Origin of the sequence: Enterococcus sp. AZ095a (genome assembly GCF_050546735.1) — a bacterium.
In the GTDB taxonomy this organism is placed as follows: Bacteria; Bacillota; Bacilli; order Lactobacillales; family Enterococcaceae; genus Enterococcus_D; species Enterococcus_D entomosocium.
In genome coordinates, this window is record NZ_CP172953.1 from 3,575,450 (window position 1) to 3,596,248 (window position 20,799).

Here is a 20,799-nt window from a genome sequence, read left to right on the forward strand (position 1 = left end):
GATGAAAAATAAGACCTATCTTAAAGCAAGTTTGCGAGAGATTCGCCAATCAAAAGGCCGCTTTATCGCAATCACCTTGATCATTTTTTTAGGAACGTTTCTCTTTGTCGGTGTCAAAGCAACCGGCCCGATCCTGAACCATTCCGCGAGTGAATATGTCAACGGCCAGCAATTAGCAGATCTGCAAGTCACTTCAACACTGGGATTGACAGAGGAAGACATTGATGCCGCGGAAAAAAGCGGTGCTCACACAGAAGCCGCCTATCAATTTTATTACGCTGCCAATTCAGATGAAGTCGTGCAAGTGACCTCCTATGACCCCTCACAGGAACTCAACCAGTTACTGGTGAAGGACGGCCGACTGCCAGAAAAAGCCGATGAAATCGTGCTGGACACCGAAGCAAAAAATTATGGCTGGCAAATAGGTGATACTTTTACGATCGATGATGCCGATAATCTGTCGGACAAAGAGTATACGATCGTTGGGTTTGCCACTTCTCCCATTTATATCAGTGCTGCCGAACGGGGCTATGCAAATGTCGGCAGCGGTGTCGTGACGTACTTTGCTTATGTACCGGAAGAACAGTTCACGATGGAGGTCAAATCGATCCTCTATCTCGCCTTTGATGATGTCGCCGGGCTTGAAACATACTCCGATACGTACACCGACAAGATGGCAGCCCATCAAGAAACGATTGAGGAACTGTTTGCGGACCGTCCTAAGGAACGCTTAGCAGAAATTCAACAAGACGCTTTTGATGAATTAGCCCCTGCAGAAAAAGAAGTCCGCGATGGACAAAAACAGTTAGCTGATGGACAAGCCCAACTGGATCAGGCCAAAGCGGAACTAGAACAACAGCAAGCCGCCTTGGCACAGCTGCCGCCCGTACAACAAGCAGCCCTCGAAGGCCAATTGGCGGCTGGAGAAGCAGAATTGACACAGCAGCAAGACCAATTAGATGAACAGCAACAAGAACTAACCGATGCCCAACAAACACTGGCAGAAAAACGGGCAGAGATCGAAGACTTGGCAGAGCCGACGTATCTTTACAACCAACGCAAAGACAATCCCGGTTTCCAAGAATATGGTGGGCTGTCTGATCGTATCGCAGCGATCGCCAATGTGTTTCCTGTCTTCTTCTTCTTTATCGCTGCGTTGATCACCTTTACGACACTGACGCGGATGGTAGAAGAAAACCGCAAAGAGATCGGTACCTTAAAAGCGATGGGCTATGGCAAAGTCGAGATCTCCCTTAAATATTTGATTTATGCCCTCCTTTCTTCGGCCATTGGCATTATTAGTGGTGCCGTATTAGGAACCGAACTGTTGCCGCGTTTGATCTATTTCCTATCCAGCGAACGGTATCTTTTAGACGGGATTCGCGTCTATTATGTCTGGTCGCCAATTATTTTGGCCGCAATCGCCTTTTTACTGGCGACGCTTGGTGCCTGTCTGTTTGTTCTGATCAAAGAATTGCGGGAAAAACCTGCCCAGCTGCTGCAAGTTCGCGCACCAAAGCCCGGGAAACGGATTTTATTAGAAGCAATTACCCCCTTATGGTCCCGTTTAAGCTTCAATCAAAAAGTCAGCTTCCGTAACATCTTCCGCTACAAATCGCGAATGATCATGGCAATCATTGGCATCGCCGGTTGTACGGGACTGATGGTGGCAGGCGTTGGGTTGAAAGATTCTCTAAGTGCCGTGACTGCAAAACAATTTGGGCCCATTACGGATTATCAAGCCGTCGTGACCTTAAATGATGCGAAGGAAGAAACCGTTGCTGCCGCTGAAACGGTTTTAACAGACGAGCCTCTTGTGACCCATTCGATGCTAGTCTACAATGAAACGATCGAGATTCGACCGACTAACCAAGGAAAACAAAGTCTGACCTTGATGGTTCCGGCAGATCAGGATGCTTTTGCAGACTATGTCCATTTGAAAACGACGGCAGGACAGAAGCTGTCATTAACAGAGGGTGCCGTGCTGACTATGAAGTACGCAGAATTATATGATTTGCACGTTGGCGATACATTGACCTTCTATACCAGCGATCAAGAAGCCTATGAAGTACCTATTAGTGGCATCGCAGAAAATTATTTAGGCAATTCTCTTTATCTGTCGCCGACCGTTTATGAAGAAATCACCAATAGTACCTTTGAACCAAATGCGTTCTTAGTCAAAAGCAAGACGATGACGAAAAAACAAGAGGAAGCTTTATCAACAGCCTTGTTAGATACCGACAAAGTCAAAAACACGACGTTCCTTTCCACTCAGATCAAAATGCAGGATGATTCGATGGGTAACTTGAACGCCATTGTCTTGATCTTAGTTGTATTATCAGGGGCATTAGCCTTTGTCGTCTTGTATAACTTGACCAACATCAATGTTTCCGAGCGGATTCGCGAGCTTTCTACTATCAAAGTATTAGGGTTTTACAATAAGGAAGTGACTATGTACATCGTACGAGAAAATATCGTCTTTACGTTATTTGGGATTCTCGCAGGTTACGTGGTAGGTTACTTCTTGACTGACTTTATTTTGATCCAAGCTTCGATGGAGAACATGGTCTTTCCATTAGTGATCAATTGGCCGGCTTATGCTTTGGCCGGTGGCATGACGATTCTCTTTACGATCATCGTGATGTACGTCACCCATGTGAAACTGACTCATGTCAATATGATCGATGCGTTGAAATCAAACGAATAAGTTACTGCTAAAGCGATTTGCTGATCATCCAGCAGCGATTTTAGAGAAAAGGGTGCCGATCTCAGCCATTTTGGCAAGATCGGCACCCTTTTTTAGAACCAAACGCCCCCTCTGTCCGCTTTTGAACAGAGGGGGCGTTGGTTTTCACGTGAAACATTTTATGATTTTACGGAGTAGTTTGGTGCTTCTTTCGTGATTTGAACATCGTGGGGATGTGATTCTTTTAGTCCGTTGCCGCTCATTTGGATGAATTGTGCTTCATCACGTAATTGCTGCAGATTGCCGGCACCGACATAACCCATCCCTGATTTCAACCCGCCGATCATTTGGAAGATGATATCAGAAACGCTGCCTTTATAAGCGACACGTCCTTCAATGCCTTCTGGAACCAATTTGTTGGCTTCATTTACGCCCCCTTGGAAGTAACGGTCGCTGGAGCCTTTTTCCATTGCCCCCAATGAACCCATTCCGCGGTACGTTTTGAAGCGACGGCCTTGATAGATTTCAAATTCACCTGGTGATTCGTCAGTTCCTGCCAACATGCTACCGAGCATTACAGCATGTCCGCCAGCTGCTAAAGCTTTGACGATATCGCCAGAGTACTTGATCCCACCATCGGCAATGATTGCTTTGCCATATTGACGTGCCACAGAGGCTGCATCATAGATCGCGGTCAATTGAGGAACTCCGACACCGGCTACCACCCGAGTAGTACAGATCGATCCTGGACCGATCCCGACTTTTACGACATCGACACCAGCATCATACAATGCTTTCGTGCCTTCTGCAGTGGCAACATTTCCAGCAATCAATGTCGCTTCTGGGAAATGCGCGCGAATTTCAGAGATTTTGCGTAAAACACCCGCACTGTGTCCATGGGCAGTATCAATGACGATCGCGTCCACGCCTGCATCCAATAATGCTTGTGCACGTTCAAAGGTATCGCTGGTAACGCCGACTGCTGCTGCCACTAATAGGCGTCCATGCGTGTCTTTGGCTGCATTCGGGAATTCGATCACTTTTTCAATATCTTTGATGGTGATCAACCCGCTTAAGATCCCTGCTTCATCAACGATCGGTAATTTTTCGATCTTGTGTTGTTGTAAGATTTTTTCCGCGTCTTTCAACGAAGTACCGACAGGTGCTGTGATCAATTGGTCTTTGGTCATCACATCATTGATCGGCATCGTATAATCCGTGACAAAACGCATGTCGCGGTTCGTGATGATACCGACTAATTTGCGGTTCTCCATCGTTTCTACGATCGGTACCCCACTGATGCGGTACTTGCTCATCAAATGTTCTGCATCAGCAACTAAGTGGCTTGGTGTTAAGAAAAACGGATCGATGATCACGCCGCTTTCAGAACGTTTTACTTTGCGCACTTCATCTGCTTGCGCGGCGATACTCATGTTTTTGTGAATCACGCCAAGTCCGCCTTGACGCGCCATTGAGATCGCCATTTTACTATCAGTTACGGTATCCATACTGGCACTTATGATTGGAATATTTAGTGTAATATTCGGGGCAAGCTGCACTTTCATATCCACGTCATTTGGCAAGACGTGACTTTCTGCCGGAATCAATAAGACATCATCAAACGTTAACCCTTTTTTTACAAATTTGGTTTCCCAGTTGGACATTTTTGTAACCACTCCTTAAAGTTTTTAGGTATTTTAAAAAAAATAGCAAAGATTTTTTCATAAGTCAACCATTCGGAAAGCTTTCTTAATAATCCTCTTCAAACCTTTGGTCAAATTTCATAATTCGCCATTTTTTCTAAAAAAACACGCTGATCGTGCGGTCTTTTTTAACAAAAGAAGGCGCACGATCAACGTGTAGCCATCAGCCTCTAGGAACAGACAGACTGCTGATGATATTGTATTTGCGTTTCAAGTAGTACTTCGCTGCTAATGCCACTGCCCCGATCAAGGCTTCGATCACAGGGTCCACTTGTGGATTCAATGGTGGTTGGATCATCGCAGAAAGCGAGATCACAACGATCCATAGCATGAAGGCTGCGACTAAAATCAAAATGATCTTCCACATCTTCGGCCGTTTGCTCTTATCAGCACCCGGGCGTTCATATTGATACATGTATTTGTACATCAAGTAGAAGACCCAACCAGCAAGCATCGCCATCAAGAAGAGGGTCAATAAGCCATAAGGTTGTGCTTGTCCTCTAGTAAAGATTCCCATAACCCCTAGCATCAACCCAAAAATCCCTAAAATCAGCAAGGTGTTATCCAACCACATCAAGAAGGGGCCGGATTCTTTTTGCTCAACGGGTTTGTTGATGATGGCTTCGGTACGTTCAGACACTGTACCAAATAATTGGCGGGCCGTTTTGCCGCCTTTTTGTTCTTTGACTAAGACCGGCAGCATCTCATGCAAGGCAATCGTTTTTTCTTCTTCAGAAAGGTTGGCTGCCTCTAGCGATTTTTTTAAATCAAATATATATTGTTGGTTTCGTTTTGTTAATTGTTGTTCTAATTCACGATTTTCGGAAACATAATTTCGCAGAGTTTCTGGTTCCATGAATTGATTCTCCCTTCTGCGTTTTCTTCACAATGGACATTTTACCACAAATTCACTGGGAAGAAAGCCCTTTATACGTTAAAACGGAACAACATCACGTCGCCATCTTGCACGACATAATCTTTTCCTTCCAAACGTACCCGACCGGCTTCTTTGGCCGCTTGCATCGTGCCGTATTGGTTCAGATCTTCAAAGGAAACAGTTTCCGCACGAATAAAGCCGCGCTCAAAGTCCGTATGGATGATCCCCGCTGCTTGCGGTGCTTTGATGCCTTTGCGGAACGTCCACGCACGCACTTCTTGTTCACCAGCGGTAAAGTACGTTGCTAGACCCAGCAAATCATAGGCGGCACGAATCAATTGATCCAACCCTGATTCTTCAATTCCTAATGCTTCTAAAAACTCTGCTTTGTCTTCTTCTTCCAGCTCAGCGATCTCTTCTTCGGCACGAGCACTGATGACGATCACTTCCGCATTTTCGCTCGCTGCAAATTCCTTCACTTTGTTGACATAGTCATTGGTTTCATAGTCTGCCACGTCTTCTTCTGCTACGTTGGCAACGTATAAGACTGGTTTGGTCGTTAGTAAAAACAAACTTTTGACGATGCGCTGTTCTTCATCTGTAAATTCGATCGAACGAGCAGAGATCCCTTCTTCTAGGACCGGTTTGATTTTATCAAGAACGGCCAATTCCGCAACCGCATCTTTGTCTTTGGTTTTGGCAATTTTTGCGACCCGAGTATAGCGCTTGTTGACGGATTCTAAATCTGCTAAAACCAACTCCAAGTTGATGGTGTCGATATCAGCTAATGGGTCCACGCGGCCTTCCACGTGGGTGATGTTGTCGTCGTCGAAACAACGAACGACATGACAGATCGCATCCACTTGGCGGATATGGCTCAAAAATTGGTTCCCTAATCCTTCCCCTTTGCTGGCACCGCGGACGATTCCGGCAATATCCGTAAATTCAAAGGTGGTTGGGACCGTCTTTTTCGGACGGACTAATTCTGTTAAACGCTGTAAGCGCCAATCTGGCACTTCCACCATTCCTACATTCGGATCGATCGTCGCAAACGGGTAGTTTGCGGCTTCTGCTCCTGCTTTGGTTATTGCATTAAATAAAGTAGATTTGCCCACATTTGGCAATCCAACGATTCCGGCAGTTAACGCCATGCTTCACTTCACTCTTTCTCTTTTTTTTCTAGGATTTTCTTCATCTTTTTATCAAATTCTCGGCGCGTCATCATGACGATGTGGCCGCAATTCGTACACTTTATTTTGATGTCTGCCCCCATGCGGATGATTTCCCAACGATTGGCTTTGCAGGCATGCGGTTTTTTCATTTCGACAATATCCCCAAGATCATACATCTTTATCACCTCAAGCTTCATCAAATTGAATGTTCAATAAATCTAAAATACGGGTTAAATCTTTTTGTGACAGGTATTCGATCTCGATTTTTCCTTTGCCTTCTTTTTCGCGGATCTCGACATTCGTGCCGAATTTATCCATCAACCGTTCTTCGCTTTCTCGTAAATAGTACGGTTTTTCCCGAATCAGACGCGGCACTTTTTTCTTTTCGTTTTTCGTGTCGTTCATCTCAGCGACCATTTGTTCTAATTGGCGGACTGTCAGATTTTCTTTGACACAACGATTGGCTAATTTTAAGATCTGTTCTTTGTTTTTCAAGCCTAATAATGTCCGGGCTTGCCCCATAGACAAACGGTCATCTTGAACCATTTCTTTGACGAGTTTCGGCAAGGACAGTAACCGCAAATAATTGGCGATATACGGGCGGCTTTTCCCTAAACGTTCAGCGACTTGTGCTTGGGTCAATTTCAAGTTCTTCATCAGCATGTCATAGGCTTCTGCTTCTTCTAAAGGATTTAAATCTTCCCGCTGCAAGTTTTCTAAAACGGCGACTTGCATCATCGCTTCTTCATCAAAATTGCGGATGATGGCTGGGATCGTTTCCTTGCCAGCTAATTTGGACGCTCGAAACCGGCGTTCACCAGCAATGATCTCATAGCCTTTGACGGATGATTGCCGCACGATGATCGGTTGAAAGACCCCCGAATGCTGGATCGAATTGGCCAGTTCTTGTAATGAAAGCTCATCAAAGGTTTTTCGCGGTTGATAAGGGTTGGGTCTTAATTCGTTTAAAGGCAGTTCAACGACTTTTTCTGTCTTGATATCGACTTCTTCTAACCCTTGCAGGTCTTGAAACAACGCATCGATCCCACGCCCTAATCCTTTCCCTTTATTCTTCACGGGCTAACACTTCCTTTGCTAACGTCTGATAGACTTCGGCTCCTTTTGAGCGTGGATCATAATCAATGATCGACAATCCATGACTAGGTGCTTCAGACAACCGGATATTCCGCGGAATAATGGTTTCATATACTTTTTCTTGGAAATAGCGGCGGACTTCTTCCACGACTTCCGCGCCTAAGTTCGTGCGAGCATCATACATCGTCAGTAAGACCCCTTCGATCTCTAACTCAGGGTTAAAATGTTTTTGTACTAAACGCACGGTATTCAATAGTTGGCTCAGCCCTTCTAATGCATAGTACTCACATTGGACTGGGATCAAAATCGAATCACTGGCGGTAAAGGCATTGATCGTCAAATGACCTAAAGATGGCGGGCAATCGATAAAGATATAATCGTATTGTTCTTTGATTTCATTCAAAGCCGATTTCAATCGAGATTCCCGTGCCATCATGGAGGTCAATTCAATTTCCGCACCAGCTAATTGGATCGTCGCTGGAACGATATCCAAGTTTTCTCGGCTGCTAGGTAAAATCGCTTCAACGATCGGTGTTTCATTGACTAATACATCATAGATGTCTTGTTCCACATCTGGTTTGCGAATGCCGACACCGCTTGTGGCGTTGCCTTGGGCATCAATATCTACGAGTAACACTTTTTTGCCGACAAATGCTAAGGACGCACCTAGGTTCACCGTTGTGGTGGTTTTGCCTACGCCGCCTTTTTGGTTTGCAACAGAAATAATACGGGCCATTGATTTTCCTCCTATTTAATTGGTTGTTTCGCTGGCATTCCCGGTTTGCGGGGGTATTTCTTTGGCGTTTCTTTTTTCTTTTGAATGATCAAAAGATGGCGTTCATCGCCGCTGACCGGTAAGGTAAAGCTTTTTTCTTCAATAAATTTGCCGCCTAAGAGTGAGATCGCTGGTTTGGCTTCAACCAGTTCTTCCTCGCTTTTGGCAGCTTTGAGCGCATAAAAATAGCCTGCTTTTTTCACCAATGGCACACAGAGTTCCGTTAACACATTCAAACGGGCAACCGCTCGAGCGGTCACATAATCGAATTGCCCACGAAATTGCGGGTTTTGACCAAATGTTTCTGCACGGTCATGGTACAAGTGGACATTTTCCAATTGTAGATCCGTCACAAGAGTTTGTAAAAAGGTGATGCGCTTATTTAAAGAGTCGACGATCGTCACTTCTAATTCAGGAAACACGATTTTTAGTGGAATACTTGGAAAGCCAGCACCTGAACCGACATCGCACAAATGACTTTGCGGGTCAAAGGCGGTTTCAAAAGCTAAGGAAACAGAATCGTAGAAATGCTTTAAATACACTTCTGATTTTTCCGTGATTGCGGTTAGATTCATCTTCTGATTCCATTCGACTAAACGCTCGAAATAGACAGCGAATTTTTCCATTTGTTCTTCGGTTAAAACGATCCCGTTTTTGCGTAATTCTTCATGAAATTCTTCAGGTAGCATAACGAATCCTTTCTATTTTGTGAAACAGAAAAATGTTTCACAGACTAGTTCCTACTTTAACGCAAAAAGCAGTGCGATGCAATAGCCAGAGATTGCTTTCTAGGAGAATTTACTATTTTTTAACTGGGGCTTTAAGGTTGGTTTAAGGCATAGAAATTATACTCATTTCAATCCAAAAAACTTTTTTCATTTTTCCTTGACCAGCAAGGCTGCCAACCCTGCTGGTCAGCTTTTTTCTCAAAGAAACAAGCATTGATCTCAGGATCAATGCTTGTTTTTGTTTCATATGAAACTTTTTTATTTCACGCGAGGTTCGTTGTATTCTTCGATACGATCAGACGCGCGGGAAGCCGCATGTTTGGCTTTGTTGGTTTGACGTGAAGCAAAGTCGCCGGTTTTAGAAGCCGCTGACGTTACTTTGTCTTGAACCGTTTCTTGTTCCTCTTCGTATTCAGCGATTGTTTTCACATCCACAACGTTGATGTTGACTTCGATCACTTCTAATTGGGTCATTGTCGTTACTTCTTTTTGAATGACTTCTTTGACTTGTTCAGCGATTTCTGGGATATTGCGGTCGTATTCAACCACGATATCTAAATCAACGGCTACTTGTTTTTTCCCAACTTCAGTATTGATACCGGCAGTCACATTGTCTGTATTAACTAATTTTTCAGCAATATTAGAGAAGAAACCACCATCGACCGTCAACAGACCATCTACATTTTCTAATGCAATTCCGATAATTTTTTGGATCACTTTGTCATCATAGGTCAATGAACCATGAACGGGTGCATCCCCGGTTGGTCCTTCAAAATCGTTGTGGCCAGGTTTTGGCGGTGCTGGATGATGTCCGGCTGGATCTGGATTTCCTGGTGCTGGATGATCCCCTGGTTTTGGTCCATTTTGTTGTCCTGCTACTGCTTTTTCAGCATTTGGTACCACTGGATCAGGTGATTCAGTCATTGGAATCGCATTTTCATTGGCTTGATGATTGGTGTTGGGAACCACTGGATCTGGATGTGCACTGACATTTTTTTCATTGTTTAATTCGTTTTTATCGTTATTCATTAAAAATTCCTCCTATAAAATACGTTATTGTTGGTTAAAAAATTCGTCGATGATACCGGTACGTTGGAGATACAATCCTAGCGCAAAACCCAAACCTGTTAGGAGTAGAATCAGCAATGTTTTGAAAAAACCGATCGTTACAAACAACACAGCCAGAACAAGGCCGATTGCTCCAAAAATCAATGGGATTTTGTATTGTTGTAGTTCGTTCATCATAGCCCTCCTATTCTACTCGCGGGTTTTCCGGAGTCTCATTTTGTTCAAAATTCGCGTAATTGACTTCGACTTTGACTTTTTCACTTGAGCCAAGCACTCGTTGGACATCTTGTTGGATTTCCGCCATTAAGTTTTCGGTTTTGCCAACTAAGGCAGACGTCCGTTTCAAGCGGCCTTTGATTTTGATTAAAATTCGATTTTTGGTCGCCTTGACATGAACTTTTGGTCCTTCAACAAATTCTTTTTCATTTACTTTCGTACGTACAAGTCCTTCGATCGCTTTCTTATCGATCGTCAATACGCCCTTATCCTCTTTCAAAACAAAGGTTGTTTTGGTTTTTGGATAAAACAGCACGACTAAGATCACGATCAAGAATACGGCGATTAAAACAACGGCTACCCAAAACATATATTGACGCATAAACAAGTTGTCAAAGAAATACGTGACGACATTGCCTCTGCTGTCCAAACCAAATGGCAGCTGCATGTAAGGATTACTCATTAAAACGATTGGTAATAAGACAGTGATAAAGATCAACGAAACGATGATTGATACGATTTTCCACCCTTTACTCATAGGACACCTCCTCCTTTTTCTCCGATTTTTTGATAAGCTTACAAGTTGATGGCTTCTCCGCCGGTAACACCATAAATCTGTGCTGTCACATAGCTAGCTTTATTGGAAGCTAAAAAGACATAGACGGGTGCCAGCTCAGCTGGTTGTCCTGCCCGCTCCAGTAATGCTTGCTGACCAAATTCAGGCAGCTTGTCTTGCGGTTGGCCATGATCTAACTGTAATGGTGTCCAGATTGGTCCTGGGGCTACCCCATTGACCCGAATCCCTTTTTCAGCAAATTGTTTCGCCAAGCTGACTGTAAAACTGGCGATCGCCGATTTGGTTGCCGCATAATCCATTAAATGGGCGCTTGGACTAAAGGCTTGGACAGAAGTCGTTGTCACGATCGCTCCCCCAGCCGGTAAGTGTGGCTCAGCTGCTTTCACTAATGCAAACATTGAGATAATGTTTACCATAAAGGTGTCTTTCACTTGTTCAATCGGTAATTCTGCAATCGATGGCCGCGTGATTTGCTGTGCTGCGTTCAATACTAATGTATCTAACCCACCTAATGCTGCTACCGCTTTGTCAACGATCTCTTGTGGTGCCGCTTCGTCTCGCAGGTCATAGGGTAGCAAAATCACTTTGCGTCCGGCTTCTTTGATGTACCCTGCAACTTCTTCGGCATCTTCTTCTTCTCCTGGGAAAAAGTGCAGGGCAATGTCTGCTCCTTCACGAGCGAAGGCAATCGCTGCTGCTCGTCCGATCCCAGAATCCCCACCGGTAATCAGTACCCGCCGGTTTTCTAACTGCTGACTTCCCTCATAAGAGTCTTCACCACAATCAGGTTTTGGTCGCATTTCTTCTTGTAAAGCAGGCGTATCTTGTTCCTGTTTGCTGTATTTACCCGTGTGATAAAGTTCCCGTGGATCAGTCAAAATAGGTTCACTCATTCTTACGTCCTCCTTTTCTCTATAATAAAATTCTAAACCATTCATTTTTTTTTGGGAAATATAACGCTTTGTTAACAAAAATAAATCCTCGTTTATTAGAAAATGAAAAAAGAAAGTGCCCTCATTTTTGACCAGAAAGCAAATGATTTCACTTTTTTATAGAAGGGGGTAAACTAATAAGTAATATCTGGTGGTGCCTGTAAAAAGGAACCCCTAGGAAAATGACTTTGGATCAAGAAAAAGGAGGAACCAAACAATGCCTTGGAATGTCCGTGATTATCCTGCGTCAATGAAGAATCTAGACCCCTTAGTTCGTAAAAAAGCGATCGATATCGCCAATGCCCTGCTAGCCGATGGCTATTCCGACGATCGGGCGATCCCGATCGCCACGAGTCAAGCAGAAAAATGGTATGACAATGCAGATGAAGAGGAGAAGAAAGCTTTTCAGAAAGAGAAAAATCCGCAAAAAGATGATGCCCATCAAACCAATAAAAATGCGAAAAAATTAATGGATGCGGATGTTGAAGTTGTGTATGAAGAGGACCAATGGCAAGTCCGTTCCAAAGGAGCAAAACGTGCCAGTGATCATTTCGACAATAAAGCAGAGGCCATCGCCCGTGCCAAAGAAATTGCCGAAAATAAAGAATCCGTGGTGAACGTTTATAAAAAAGACGGCGACCATCAAAAGGATATTGATTTAGGAGAATAAAATTGGCCGCAGAAAAGTGGAAGGAGGTCTTACGTTTGTCGTTTTAACGGCGCGAAACGTTACCTTCTCTTTCGCTTTTTTGTTTCCTTTTACAGCTAGGTTTGGTTAAAACTAAAGCAACCGCTTCTTTAACGTTTCTTTTAAAAAACAACGTTTCATTGTCAGAAACCTAAAAAACGAAGACCTTTTGAATGAACCATTACGTTTAAAATTTCTCGACATCCTAAAAAATAAGCCTATGAAATGCTGCTCTAGCAACAACTGTAAACCATCCGTTGCCGTTGCAAATTAGCTTGTGCTTTCTTTAACTAGCCAAACCTTGTATACTTAAACTATCAAAAGTACAAGGAGTGGTATTTGTGAAAAAATTATTTTTTGTGCCGTTTATTTTTATTTGTTTCTTCTTTGCTCTCCCAGCTGCCGCCCAAACAGTGGAAGAACCTGAACTCGTTTACGACTTAGCATCAGATAGTCCCTATGAGCAGCTGATCACCATAGATGAAGAAGGCAACGAGTTGATTTTGACCATTGAAAAATTGCCGTCATTCCGGGCAAATCTGGCAGCAGGAACGTATCGCGTGTCAAAAACATCCACCGGTAATTGGACCGCTAGTTACAATGTCACGGTCAATAGCCGCAATCAATTTACAGGCACTTCGAATTTAAGTTTAGTTGCTCACAGAGGAAGTATCACTTCTAGTTCATTAACTCACACGTCCACTAAAGCCACCTGTACGTTTAAGCAAAAAGCAGGTATAATCACTACCAATGGGAGTGTCGTAACCACGATCTCAAATGGGAAGCTAGTTGTTAAATAGCAGATAGGAGCATACATTGGCTTTAGCAGAACAATTAAAAAGCTGTCGCGAGTCTTCCGGCTTGTCGCAAACAGCAGTCGCAGAAAAATTACAGATTTCACGCCAGTCGATTTCAAAATGGGAAAACGGGCGCGGCTATCCAGATATTGAGAATTTGATTTTGTTGAGCGATCTCTATCAAGTCTCGATTGATGAGCTTTTACGTGAGAACGAAGCCTTAAAAGAGCGGATCGAAACCAACAATCAAGAAATCAACGACAAGAAAGAAAAATTGTCGTTACTCCAAAGAACGATGGCAGCAGATAAAGATGAAAGTCTGCTCTTGCTACTGTTAGCTGGAATCGGCTCCTTTCTTTTTCCTTTAGGACTGATCTTAGATGGCTTTGTTTTATGGCGTAACAAAAAAGCCAATAATTTTTATGTATTGATCTATATCGTCTGTGCCTTCTCGATTTTCTTGAATTTGTACGATGGCTATGTCCATCTCAGCAACATCATGAATTGGGGAACCACTACGATTGAAAAAGTGGAATAACTTTATTATTAAGAAAAAAAGCCCGCTGCGAATTGTTTTCGCAGCGGGCTTTTGACACTCTATTTACCATTTATAAATTGGTTTTTCAAAGAATATTAACCGTCTTTAGTTAACCTTGGCAATCTTCCCTTGTTCGATATACACCATCAAAATACTGATATCAGCTGGGTTTACTCCGCTGATACGGCTCGCTTGGGCGATGGTTTCGGGTTGGATTTTTTGCAGTTTTTGTTTGGCTTCTGTTGCCAAGCCATTGATAGCGGCATAGTCGATGTTTTCAGGAATGCGTTTGGCTTCCATCCGTTTGAGTTTCTCCACTTTTTCGAGGGCTTTTTTGATATAGCCTTCGTATTTGATTTGGATCTCGACTTGTTCGATCTCTTTTGGCTTCAATGCTTCATTGGCTTCGATAAATTGTAGCATTTCGGCATACGTCACTTCAGGCCGGCGCAAGAATTCATTTGCTAAAACGCCATCTTTCAAGGTGGCCGTCCCTTTGGCAGTCAAATATGCTTGTACTTCTGGCGTTGGTTTGATGCGGATTTTAGACAAGCGTTTGATTTCTGCTTCAACAGCTTCTTTTTTCGCTACATATGCTTCGTATTGCGCTTCTGGGACGAGCCCAATTTGATGTCCCACTTCGGTCAAACGCAGATCGGCATTATCATGACGCAGCAATAAGCGGTATTCGGCACGAGAGGTCAATAAACGGTATGGTTCATTGGTTCCTTTGGTCACCAAATCATCGATCATCACACCAATATAACCGTCGCTGCGTTTCATAATGAAAGGTTCTTTGCCTTGAATTTTCAAAGCGGCATTGATGCCGGCAATCAAGCCTTGACCGGCCGCTTCTTCATAGCCGCTGGTTCCGTTGGTTTGTCCTGCCGTAAAGAGGTTTTCGATGACTTTGGTTTCTAATGTTGGACGCAATTGATGAGGTACCACGACATCATATTCAATGGCGTAGCCCGTCCGCATCATTTCCGCTTTTTCTAAACCTGCGATGGAATGCAGCATTTGGACTTGGACGTCTTCTGGCATAGAAGTAGAAAGCCCTTGAACATACACTTCTTCGGTGTTCAATCCTTCTGGCTCCAAGAATAGTTGGTGACGAGATTTGTCTGCAAAACGCACGATTTTGTCTTCGATGGATGGACAATAACGGGCACCTACCCCTTCGACGATCCCTGTAAACATCGGCGCCCGATGTAAATTCTGGTTGATGATTTGGTGCGTCCCTTCGTTCGTATAGGTCAACCAGCAAGGTTCTTGGTTTTGATTGTAGGCTTCATCGGGTGTGCTGTAACTAAAGTGATTCGGTTGTTCATCGCCAGGCTGGATCTCCGTTACCTCATAGTTGATGGTGCTGGATTTGACCCGCGGTGGTGTACCGGTTTTAAAACGAGCGATCTCTAGACCAAGCTCTTTCAAATGATCGGCTAATCCAATCGATGGCTGGGAGTTGTTTGGACCAGAAGAATACTTCAACTCTCCAATGATGATCTCCCCTCGCAACGCTGTTCCTGCAGTGATCACTACAGCTTGGGCTTGGTAACGAGCGCCTGTAGATGTCACGACGCCACGGCACTCGCCTTCTTCAACGATCAGCTTTTCAACGATCCCTTGGCGCAGTGTTAGATTGGCTTCTTTTTCGATCGTTCGTTTCATTTCAGCCGCATAGGCATGTTTATCGGCTTGCGCCCGCAAAGCCCGCACTGCGGGACCTTTTCCTGTATTGAGCATCCGCATTTGGATGTAGGTTTTATCGATATTTTTGCCCATTTCTCCGCCTAAAGCATCGATTTCGCGCACCACGACGCCTTTTGCTGGTCCGCCGACGGAGGGATTACAAGGCATGAATGCGACCATGTCTAAGTTGATGGTCAGTAAAAGGGTTTTTGCCCCCATTCGGCTGGCTGCTAAGGCAGCTTCTGATCCGGCATGGCCGGCACCAACAACGATCACGTCATAACTTTCTGCTTGATATTCTTGCATGGTGTTCTCCTTTTTACGCCAGTGGCGCATTCTTTATTTTCCTAAACAAAACTGACTAAATAATTGGGTGATCAACTCATCTTGGACACTGTCGCCGACAACTTCTCCTAGATAGTCCCAGCAGCGTGTCATATCGATTTGAACCAAGTCGACAGGCATTCCTGCTTCGATCCCTTGGATGACCTCAGACAACGACTGAACGGCATTTTCTAATAAGGCAATGTGGCGGGTGTTAGAAAGATAGGAAGCATCCTTGTCGGTGGTTTTCCCCCCAAAGAATAGATCGGCAATGGCTTGTTCCAGTTGATCCAAGCCTTCGTTGGTCAATACAGAGACAGAAAAAATCGGTTCATCTGCTGCGTACTGCGCTAATTCAGCGGGCGCTAGTTTTGGCTCAAGGTCGGTCTTATTCAATAAGATGATCCGACGGCTGCCAGCAGTCAGCTCCAGCAATTGTTTGTCTTCCTGGGTCAATCCTTCGCTTTGGTTGAGAACCAGCAAAATCAACTCCGCTTCTGCCAGTGCTTTGCGGCTGCGTTCGACCCCAATTTTCTCAACGACATCTTCCGTTTCGCGGATACCAGCCGTATCGATCAGTTTCAACGGTACCCCGCGAACATTGACATACTCTTCAATGACATCTCGAGTCGTACCAGCAATGTCTGTTACGATAGCTTTTTCTTCCCTTAATAAATGGTTCAATAAGCTGGATTTACCGACATTCGGCCGACCGATGATCGCAGTACTCAGACCTTCTCGCAAAATTTTTCCTTGTTGGGCAGTTGCTAATAAGGCTTGGATCTGCCCTTTGACCATCGTGGCCTTTTCTAACAATAAGCGGGTCGTCAATTCTTCCACATCATCGTATTCAGGGTAATCGATATTCACTTCAACTTGCGCCAACGTCTCTAAGATCTCTTGGCGTAAGGTCCGAATCAAGTGGGAAAGATTGCCATCCAGCTGATTGACAGCGAGATTCATCGCCTTATCGGTCTTAGCACGAATCAGGTCCATCACCGCCTCGGCTTGAGAAAGATCAACCCGTCCATTTAAAAAGGCCCGCTTCGTGAATTCTCCCGGCTCAGCCAAACGAGCGCCTTGTCGTAAAACCAATTGCAAGAGTTGATTGACGACAACGATCCCGCCGTGACAGTTGATCTCAATGACATCTTCTCGGGTAAAGGTCCGCGGTTTTTTCATCACTGAAAGCATCACTTCATCCATCAAACGGTTTTCTTCTGGGTCCACGATATGACCATAATGAATCGTATGACTAGGGACTTGGGCGAGGGTTTTAGTGCCTGCTTGAAAAATCCGATCCGCAATTGCGATTGCTTCTTCCCCGCTTAATCGTACAATACTGATGGCCCCTTCGCCTGGCGGGGTGGAAATTGCGGCAATCGTATCAAATTCTTGCGTAATATTCGCCATGTTGCATGCTCCTCCTATTTTTTCACATAAAAAAAGTGCCCACTCCACCCGTCAAATTGATTGAAAATCAATAAAAACGAGTAGACTTAGCACTTTGACTGCTTGTCAATTAAATTCTGGAAATAGATTAGCACATTTTTGCGCGAGTCGCAAGCTTCCTTCAAAAACTTTTAAATTTTGCATCTGTCCGCAAAAACCTTTAAAATAAAAGCAAAGAATAAGAAAAGAGGGATCTATTATGGAAACCATCAAATCATCAAACAGTGCTGCCCGCATTAAAGAAATCATTTTATCGACAGGAAACGTGAATCGGCCTTATGTCGTGCGGGATATCGTCTTTGCGGCAGACAAAATCGAAGTAGATCTATTTGATACATCTGTGAATTTGAACGATCTTTTGGCAGATGTGACCTATCGCTTAAAAGAAACAGCTCACAGCTACGGTGCGAATGCAGTGATCAACTGTCATTTCGAACACGACCGCATCGTCGAAGGCGACAAAACCTACCTTGAGATCTTTGCCTATGGTACGGTGGTTCAATTTACTCAATCAACCATTGGCGGCTAATTGCCCCTTTGAACAACGAAATACAAAAAAGAGTCCGCGGCATACGGACTCTTTTTTGATACCAAAGGCTGACCTACGTAACGTATGTTGACTTTGATAAGAATGATTTCTAGTCAAGGATACTTGGTTTTAAATTTGTTGTCAATCGCTTTTTCCCATCAAAAAAGGGAAAGGCTTGTCAGACCGCCTTTCCCTTTTTTCATTAAATTCGTTTGTCCGCAGGTTCCACTACTAAGTAGCGATACGGTTCATCCCCTTCAGAATGAGTTTGAACATACGCATCTTTACTCAATACGGAATGGATCTGTTTTCTTTCAAACGCCGGCATCGGCTCTAAAAAGACCGGGCGGCCTGTTCGTTTGACTTTTTCAGCAGTACGGCTGGCCAAACGTTCTAAGATCGCTTGACGTTTTTCACGGTAATCCCCGACATTCACAACGATCGACAATTTGTTTTTCGCGATGCGATGAATATAAACTTGCGCCAAATATTGCAGTGCATTCAAGGTTTTGCCGTGCTTCCCAATCAAAATGCCTTGTTTTTGCGTTTCTAATTGAAAGACGATCACGCCGTCTTGACGAGCGGTTTTTACTAAGGCAGGTGCATTCAATGCTTTTGAAATATTTGTCAGATAGAGTCCCAACTGAGCCAGTGCTTCCTCATCTGAAAGATCCGTCAGCAAAACAGGTTCGCTCGCGGCCGCCTCCATCACACTGCTTGCATCCTCTGTCGTCACAGGATCTGGTTCTACCAGCGGTTTTGCTGGTACTTCTTCAACGGGTGCCGGTTCTTCAACGATTCTTTTTTCAATGGAGACCCGTGCTTGTTTTTTTCCTAGCCCCAAGAAGCCTTTTTTTCCTTCATCCAGGACTTCGATTACTGCTTGATCTTTGGTGATACCAAGGACTTGCAATCCCTCTTGAATTGCTTCAGCTACTGTCAGATTTTCATAAATCGGCATTGCAGTGCAACCTCCTCTTATTTTTTCCGTTTCTTTTTAGGACTCATTGCTTTTTTCAGGGCTCGTTCACGCTCGCGTTCTTTGCGGGCGGCTTCTTCTCTTTCTTGGCGAATCTTGAATGGGTTATTTAAGATCATTGTTTGCAAGACTTGGAATGCATTAGAAACAACCCAGTACAAGGAAAGACCGCTGGCAATGTTGATCCCCATCAGTAAGATCATCATCGGCATAGCGAAATTCATGATTTTCAAACTCGCATTTGATTCCACTTGGCTCATACTTGATAAGTAGGTACTTGCAAAAGTAAAGAGCGCCGCTAAAATCGGCAAGATGAAGTATGGGTCACGATCACCCAGCTGCAGCCATAAGAATTTTCCTTCTTGCAGAGCAGGAACCCGTGAGATCGATTGCCACAAGGCCATCAAAATCGGCATTTGTACCAATAATGGTAGACAGCCGGCATAGGGATTGACATTGTTTTCCGCATACAAACGTTGTGTTTCTTCTTTTAACTTGCTTTGTGTTTCTGTATCTTTTGACGCATATTGCTGCTGCAGCGCTTTTAGCTTCGGTTGTAATTCTTGCGTTTTGCGCATGCTTTTGGTTTGAAAGTGCATCAACGGCATCAAAATGACCCGGATGATCAATGTAAAGAGGATGATCCCGATCCCGGCATTGCCGAAGGAGAGGGCTTTGATCGCCTCTGCAAAATAATAAACGATGTAACGATCCCATAGACCGGTACTTTGTGCATTTACTTCACCTGTTGCACCGCAGGCAGATAAGACAACTACTAATGAGAGAACTCCCAAAAATAGTAAGACGCGTTTCCCTTTTTTCACGTAACTAATTCCTTTCCATTAATGAATAATTTTGGCAAGCTTTAAGACATGCTCTAAATTCGAGTAGATTTCCTTTGAGGAACAAGTGGCGATACTTGGACGGGCGATCACAATAAAATCGATCGCTGGTTCGATTCGCGGCTTCATTTCCGTTAAGCTCGCACGAATCTTACGTTTGACCTCATTTCGCTTCACTGCATTACCGACTTTTTTTCCTACAGATAAACCAACTCGAAAATGTGATTGCTCTTTAGGTAAGACATACACCACGAACTTCCGATTTGCAAAAGAATTTCCTGCCTGAAAAACTTTTTGAAAATCTTGCTCTGTTTTTACTCGATAGGATTTTCTCATCTTCGGTTCCTTCACTTCTTTCAATTAAGCTTCGCGAAACGGATTGAATCCGTAACCACTCACCTGTCAATAATACCATATTTGCCAAAAGTCAGACACTATATTCCGCAAAAACGGCATAAAAAAAAACCACTGGCATTCAGTGGCTTACGCAGAAATAACCTTTCTGCCTTTACGACGACGGCTAGCTAAAACACGACGTCCATTTTTTGTACTCATACGTTTACGGAATCCGTGAACTTTTTGACGTTTACGTTTATTTGGTTGATACGTTCTTTTCATTTATTTCCACCTCCATCAGGATAATGCTTATGCGCACAGACATACTTTGATAGTATAACGAGTCAAGTACTAGTTTGTCAATAAGAAGTTTGCTCAAAATCGACCATTCTTTATCCACAATTCCCTTGATTTGTGTGGGTTTGCTGTTTACAGCTAATTTTTGTGGATAACTTTTTCCCCAGAGTTATTTTGACTTTTTCCACAAACAAACAGCCTGTAGAAAAGTTTTCCACAATCGCTTTTCCGGCTGTTGATAACTGCCCTAAAACCTAGTATTATCAAGGCGTGATCTTCACATAGATCTGTGGATAAGAGAGATTTTTTTCTAGTTATGCACATTCTTTTTCTACCTGTGGATAGTGCATTTTCGAACATGTGCATTTCCTTTTTTCTTTTATCCCGTTTTGTGGAAAAGTATTTTTTTCTAACCTTTTTTATCGTAATCTGTGGAAAACTTTTTCAATCCGTGCTATTTTAGTTATATCTATTCTTAGTTATAGGAGGACAATTT

Annotated in this window: 23 protein-coding genes; 5 read left to right on the plus strand and 18 right to left on the minus strand. The window is 43.8% G+C overall.

Annotated elements, in window-relative coordinates:
• Position 1: 1 nt before the first annotated feature.
• Positions 2-2,707 (plus strand): FtsX-like permease family protein, encoded by a 2,706-nt coding sequence (locus IGJ26_RS16545; RefSeq protein WP_005232940.1) that lies wholly within the window; start codon positions 2-4, stop codon positions 2,705-2,707.
• A gap of 158 nt (positions 2,708-2,865) precedes the next feature.
• On the opposite strand, the gene guaB is transcribed toward IGJ26_RS16545, so the two are convergent.
• From guaB to IGJ26_RS16605, 12 genes are all read right to left on the minus strand, one after another.
• Positions 2,866-4,350, minus strand: a complete 1,485-nt coding sequence (gene guaB, locus IGJ26_RS16550; RefSeq protein ID WP_005226250.1) for an IMP dehydrogenase — start codon at positions 4,348-4,350, stop codon at positions 2,866-2,868.
• Between the two features lie 202 nt (positions 4,351-4,552).
• The gene (locus IGJ26_RS16555) at positions 4,553-5,245 is read right to left on the minus strand and encodes a DUF1129 domain-containing protein (protein WP_005226251.1); all 693 of its coding nucleotides are present in this window, start codon (positions 5,243-5,245) and stop codon (positions 4,553-4,555) included.
• 71 nt (positions 5,246-5,316) lie between these two features.
• The gene (ychF, locus tag IGJ26_RS16560; RefSeq protein WP_005226252.1) at positions 5,317-6,417 is read right to left on the minus strand and encodes a redox-regulated ATPase YchF; all 1,101 of its coding nucleotides are present in this window, start codon (positions 6,415-6,417) and stop codon (positions 5,317-5,319) included.
• An 8-nt stretch (positions 6,418-6,425) separates the two neighbouring features.
• Positions 6,426-6,614, minus strand: coding sequence for a DUF951 domain-containing protein (locus IGJ26_RS16565; RefSeq protein ID WP_005226253.1), 189 nt, complete (start codon positions 6,612-6,614; stop codon positions 6,426-6,428).
• A 10-nt stretch (positions 6,615-6,624) separates the two neighbouring features.
• Positions 6,625-7,515, minus strand: coding sequence for a ParB/RepB/Spo0J family partition protein (locus IGJ26_RS16570; RefSeq protein ID WP_005226254.1), 891 nt, complete (start codon positions 7,513-7,515; stop codon positions 6,625-6,627).
• Positions 7,505-8,269 (minus strand): ParA family protein, encoded by a 765-nt coding sequence (locus IGJ26_RS16575; protein WP_005226255.1) that lies wholly within the window; start codon positions 8,267-8,269, stop codon positions 7,505-7,507. The genes IGJ26_RS16570 and IGJ26_RS16575 overlap by 11 nt, the downstream gene beginning before the upstream one ends.
• A gap of 11 nt (positions 8,270-8,280) precedes the next feature.
• Positions 8,281-8,997 carry a 16S rRNA (guanine(527)-N(7))-methyltransferase RsmG gene (rsmG, locus tag IGJ26_RS16580; protein WP_005226256.1) on the minus strand — a complete coding sequence of 239 codons (717 nt, stop codon included), beginning with the start codon at positions 8,995-8,997 and terminating at the stop codon, positions 8,281-8,283.
• Between the two features lie 142 nt (positions 8,998-9,139).
• Positions 9,140-9,283, minus strand: a complete 144-nt coding sequence (locus IGJ26_RS16585; protein ID WP_005232938.1) for a hypothetical protein — start codon at positions 9,281-9,283, stop codon at positions 9,140-9,142.
• 11 nt (positions 9,284-9,294) lie between these two features.
• The gene (locus IGJ26_RS16590) at positions 9,295-10,065 is read right to left on the minus strand and encodes an Asp23/Gls24 family envelope stress response protein (protein WP_005232937.1); all 771 of its coding nucleotides are present in this window, start codon (positions 10,063-10,065) and stop codon (positions 9,295-9,297) included.
• 24 nt (positions 10,066-10,089) lie between these two features.
• Positions 10,090-10,281 (minus strand): DUF2273 domain-containing protein, encoded by a 192-nt coding sequence (locus tag IGJ26_RS16595; RefSeq protein WP_005226258.1) that lies wholly within the window; start codon positions 10,279-10,281, stop codon positions 10,090-10,092.
• Positions 10,282-10,288: 7 nt separating this feature from the next.
• Positions 10,289-10,858, minus strand: coding sequence for an alkaline shock response membrane anchor protein AmaP (gene amaP, locus IGJ26_RS16600; protein ID WP_008376957.1), 570 nt, complete (start codon positions 10,856-10,858; stop codon positions 10,289-10,291).
• A gap of 38 nt (positions 10,859-10,896) precedes the next feature.
• Entirely contained in the window at positions 10,897-11,790 is an 894-nt protein-coding gene (locus tag IGJ26_RS16605) for an SDR family oxidoreductase (protein WP_008376956.1), read from the minus strand.
• 256 nt (positions 11,791-12,046) lie between these two features.
• On the opposite strand from IGJ26_RS16605, the gene IGJ26_RS16610 reads away from it, so the two are divergent.
• The 3 genes from IGJ26_RS16610 (at position 12,047) to IGJ26_RS16620 (ending at position 13,852) form a co-directional block, all read left to right on the plus strand.
• The gene (locus tag IGJ26_RS16610) at positions 12,047-12,499 is read left to right on the plus strand and encodes a DUF2188 domain-containing protein (RefSeq protein ID WP_016611678.1); all 453 of its coding nucleotides are present in this window, start codon (positions 12,047-12,049) and stop codon (positions 12,497-12,499) included.
• Between the two features lie 350 nt (positions 12,500-12,849).
• Positions 12,850-13,317, plus strand: coding sequence for a DUF5626 family protein (locus IGJ26_RS16615; RefSeq protein WP_430599760.1), 468 nt, complete (start codon positions 12,850-12,852; stop codon positions 13,315-13,317).
• Between the two features lie 16 nt (positions 13,318-13,333).
• Entirely contained in the window at positions 13,334-13,852 is a 519-nt protein-coding gene (locus tag IGJ26_RS16620) for a helix-turn-helix domain-containing protein (protein ID WP_005226263.1), read from the plus strand.
• A 105-nt stretch (positions 13,853-13,957) separates the two neighbouring features.
• Here IGJ26_RS16620 and mnmG read toward each other — a convergent pair whose 3' ends face one another.
• Together mnmG and mnmE are read right to left on the minus strand one after the other, a co-directional pair.
• Positions 13,958-15,850: a tRNA uridine-5-carboxymethylaminomethyl(34) synthesis enzyme MnmG gene (gene mnmG / locus IGJ26_RS16625; RefSeq protein ID WP_008376950.1), complete on the minus strand. Its 1,893-nt coding sequence runs from the start codon at positions 15,848-15,850 to the stop codon at positions 13,958-13,960.
• 33 nt (positions 15,851-15,883) lie between these two features.
• Complete coding sequence (gene mnmE / locus IGJ26_RS16630; protein WP_087664724.1) at positions 15,884-17,281, minus strand: tRNA uridine-5-carboxymethylaminomethyl(34) synthesis GTPase MnmE; 1,398 nt, start codon at positions 17,279-17,281, stop codon at positions 15,884-15,886.
• Positions 17,282-17,519: 238 nt separating this feature from the next.
• On the opposite strand from mnmE, the gene IGJ26_RS16635 reads away from it, so the two are divergent.
• Positions 17,520-17,849, plus strand: coding sequence for a heavy metal-binding domain-containing protein (locus tag IGJ26_RS16635; protein WP_005226284.1), 330 nt, complete (start codon positions 17,520-17,522; stop codon positions 17,847-17,849).
• Between the two features lie 202 nt (positions 17,850-18,051).
• Here the strand turns inward: IGJ26_RS16635 and jag are convergent, their stop codons facing one another.
• The 4 genes from jag to rpmH all read right to left on the minus strand — a co-directional run bounded on the left by jag (position 18,052) and on the right by rpmH (position 20,288).
• Complete coding sequence (gene jag / locus IGJ26_RS16640) at positions 18,052-18,810, minus strand: RNA-binding cell elongation regulator Jag/EloR (RefSeq protein ID WP_086316718.1); 759 nt, start codon at positions 18,808-18,810, stop codon at positions 18,052-18,054.
• A gap of 17 nt (positions 18,811-18,827) precedes the next feature.
• Complete coding sequence (locus IGJ26_RS16645; protein WP_008376942.1) at positions 18,828-19,652, minus strand: YidC/Oxa1 family membrane protein insertase; 825 nt, start codon at positions 19,650-19,652, stop codon at positions 18,828-18,830.
• 18 nt (positions 19,653-19,670) lie between these two features.
• Entirely contained in the window at positions 19,671-20,006 is a 336-nt protein-coding gene (gene rnpA / locus IGJ26_RS16650; protein ID WP_008376940.1) for a ribonuclease P protein component, read from the minus strand.
• Positions 20,007-20,153: 147 nt separating this feature from the next.
• Complete coding sequence (gene rpmH, locus IGJ26_RS16655) at positions 20,154-20,288, minus strand: 50S ribosomal protein L34 (protein WP_002356012.1); 135 nt, start codon at positions 20,286-20,288, stop codon at positions 20,154-20,156.
• Positions 20,289-20,799: the final 511 nt, after the last annotated feature.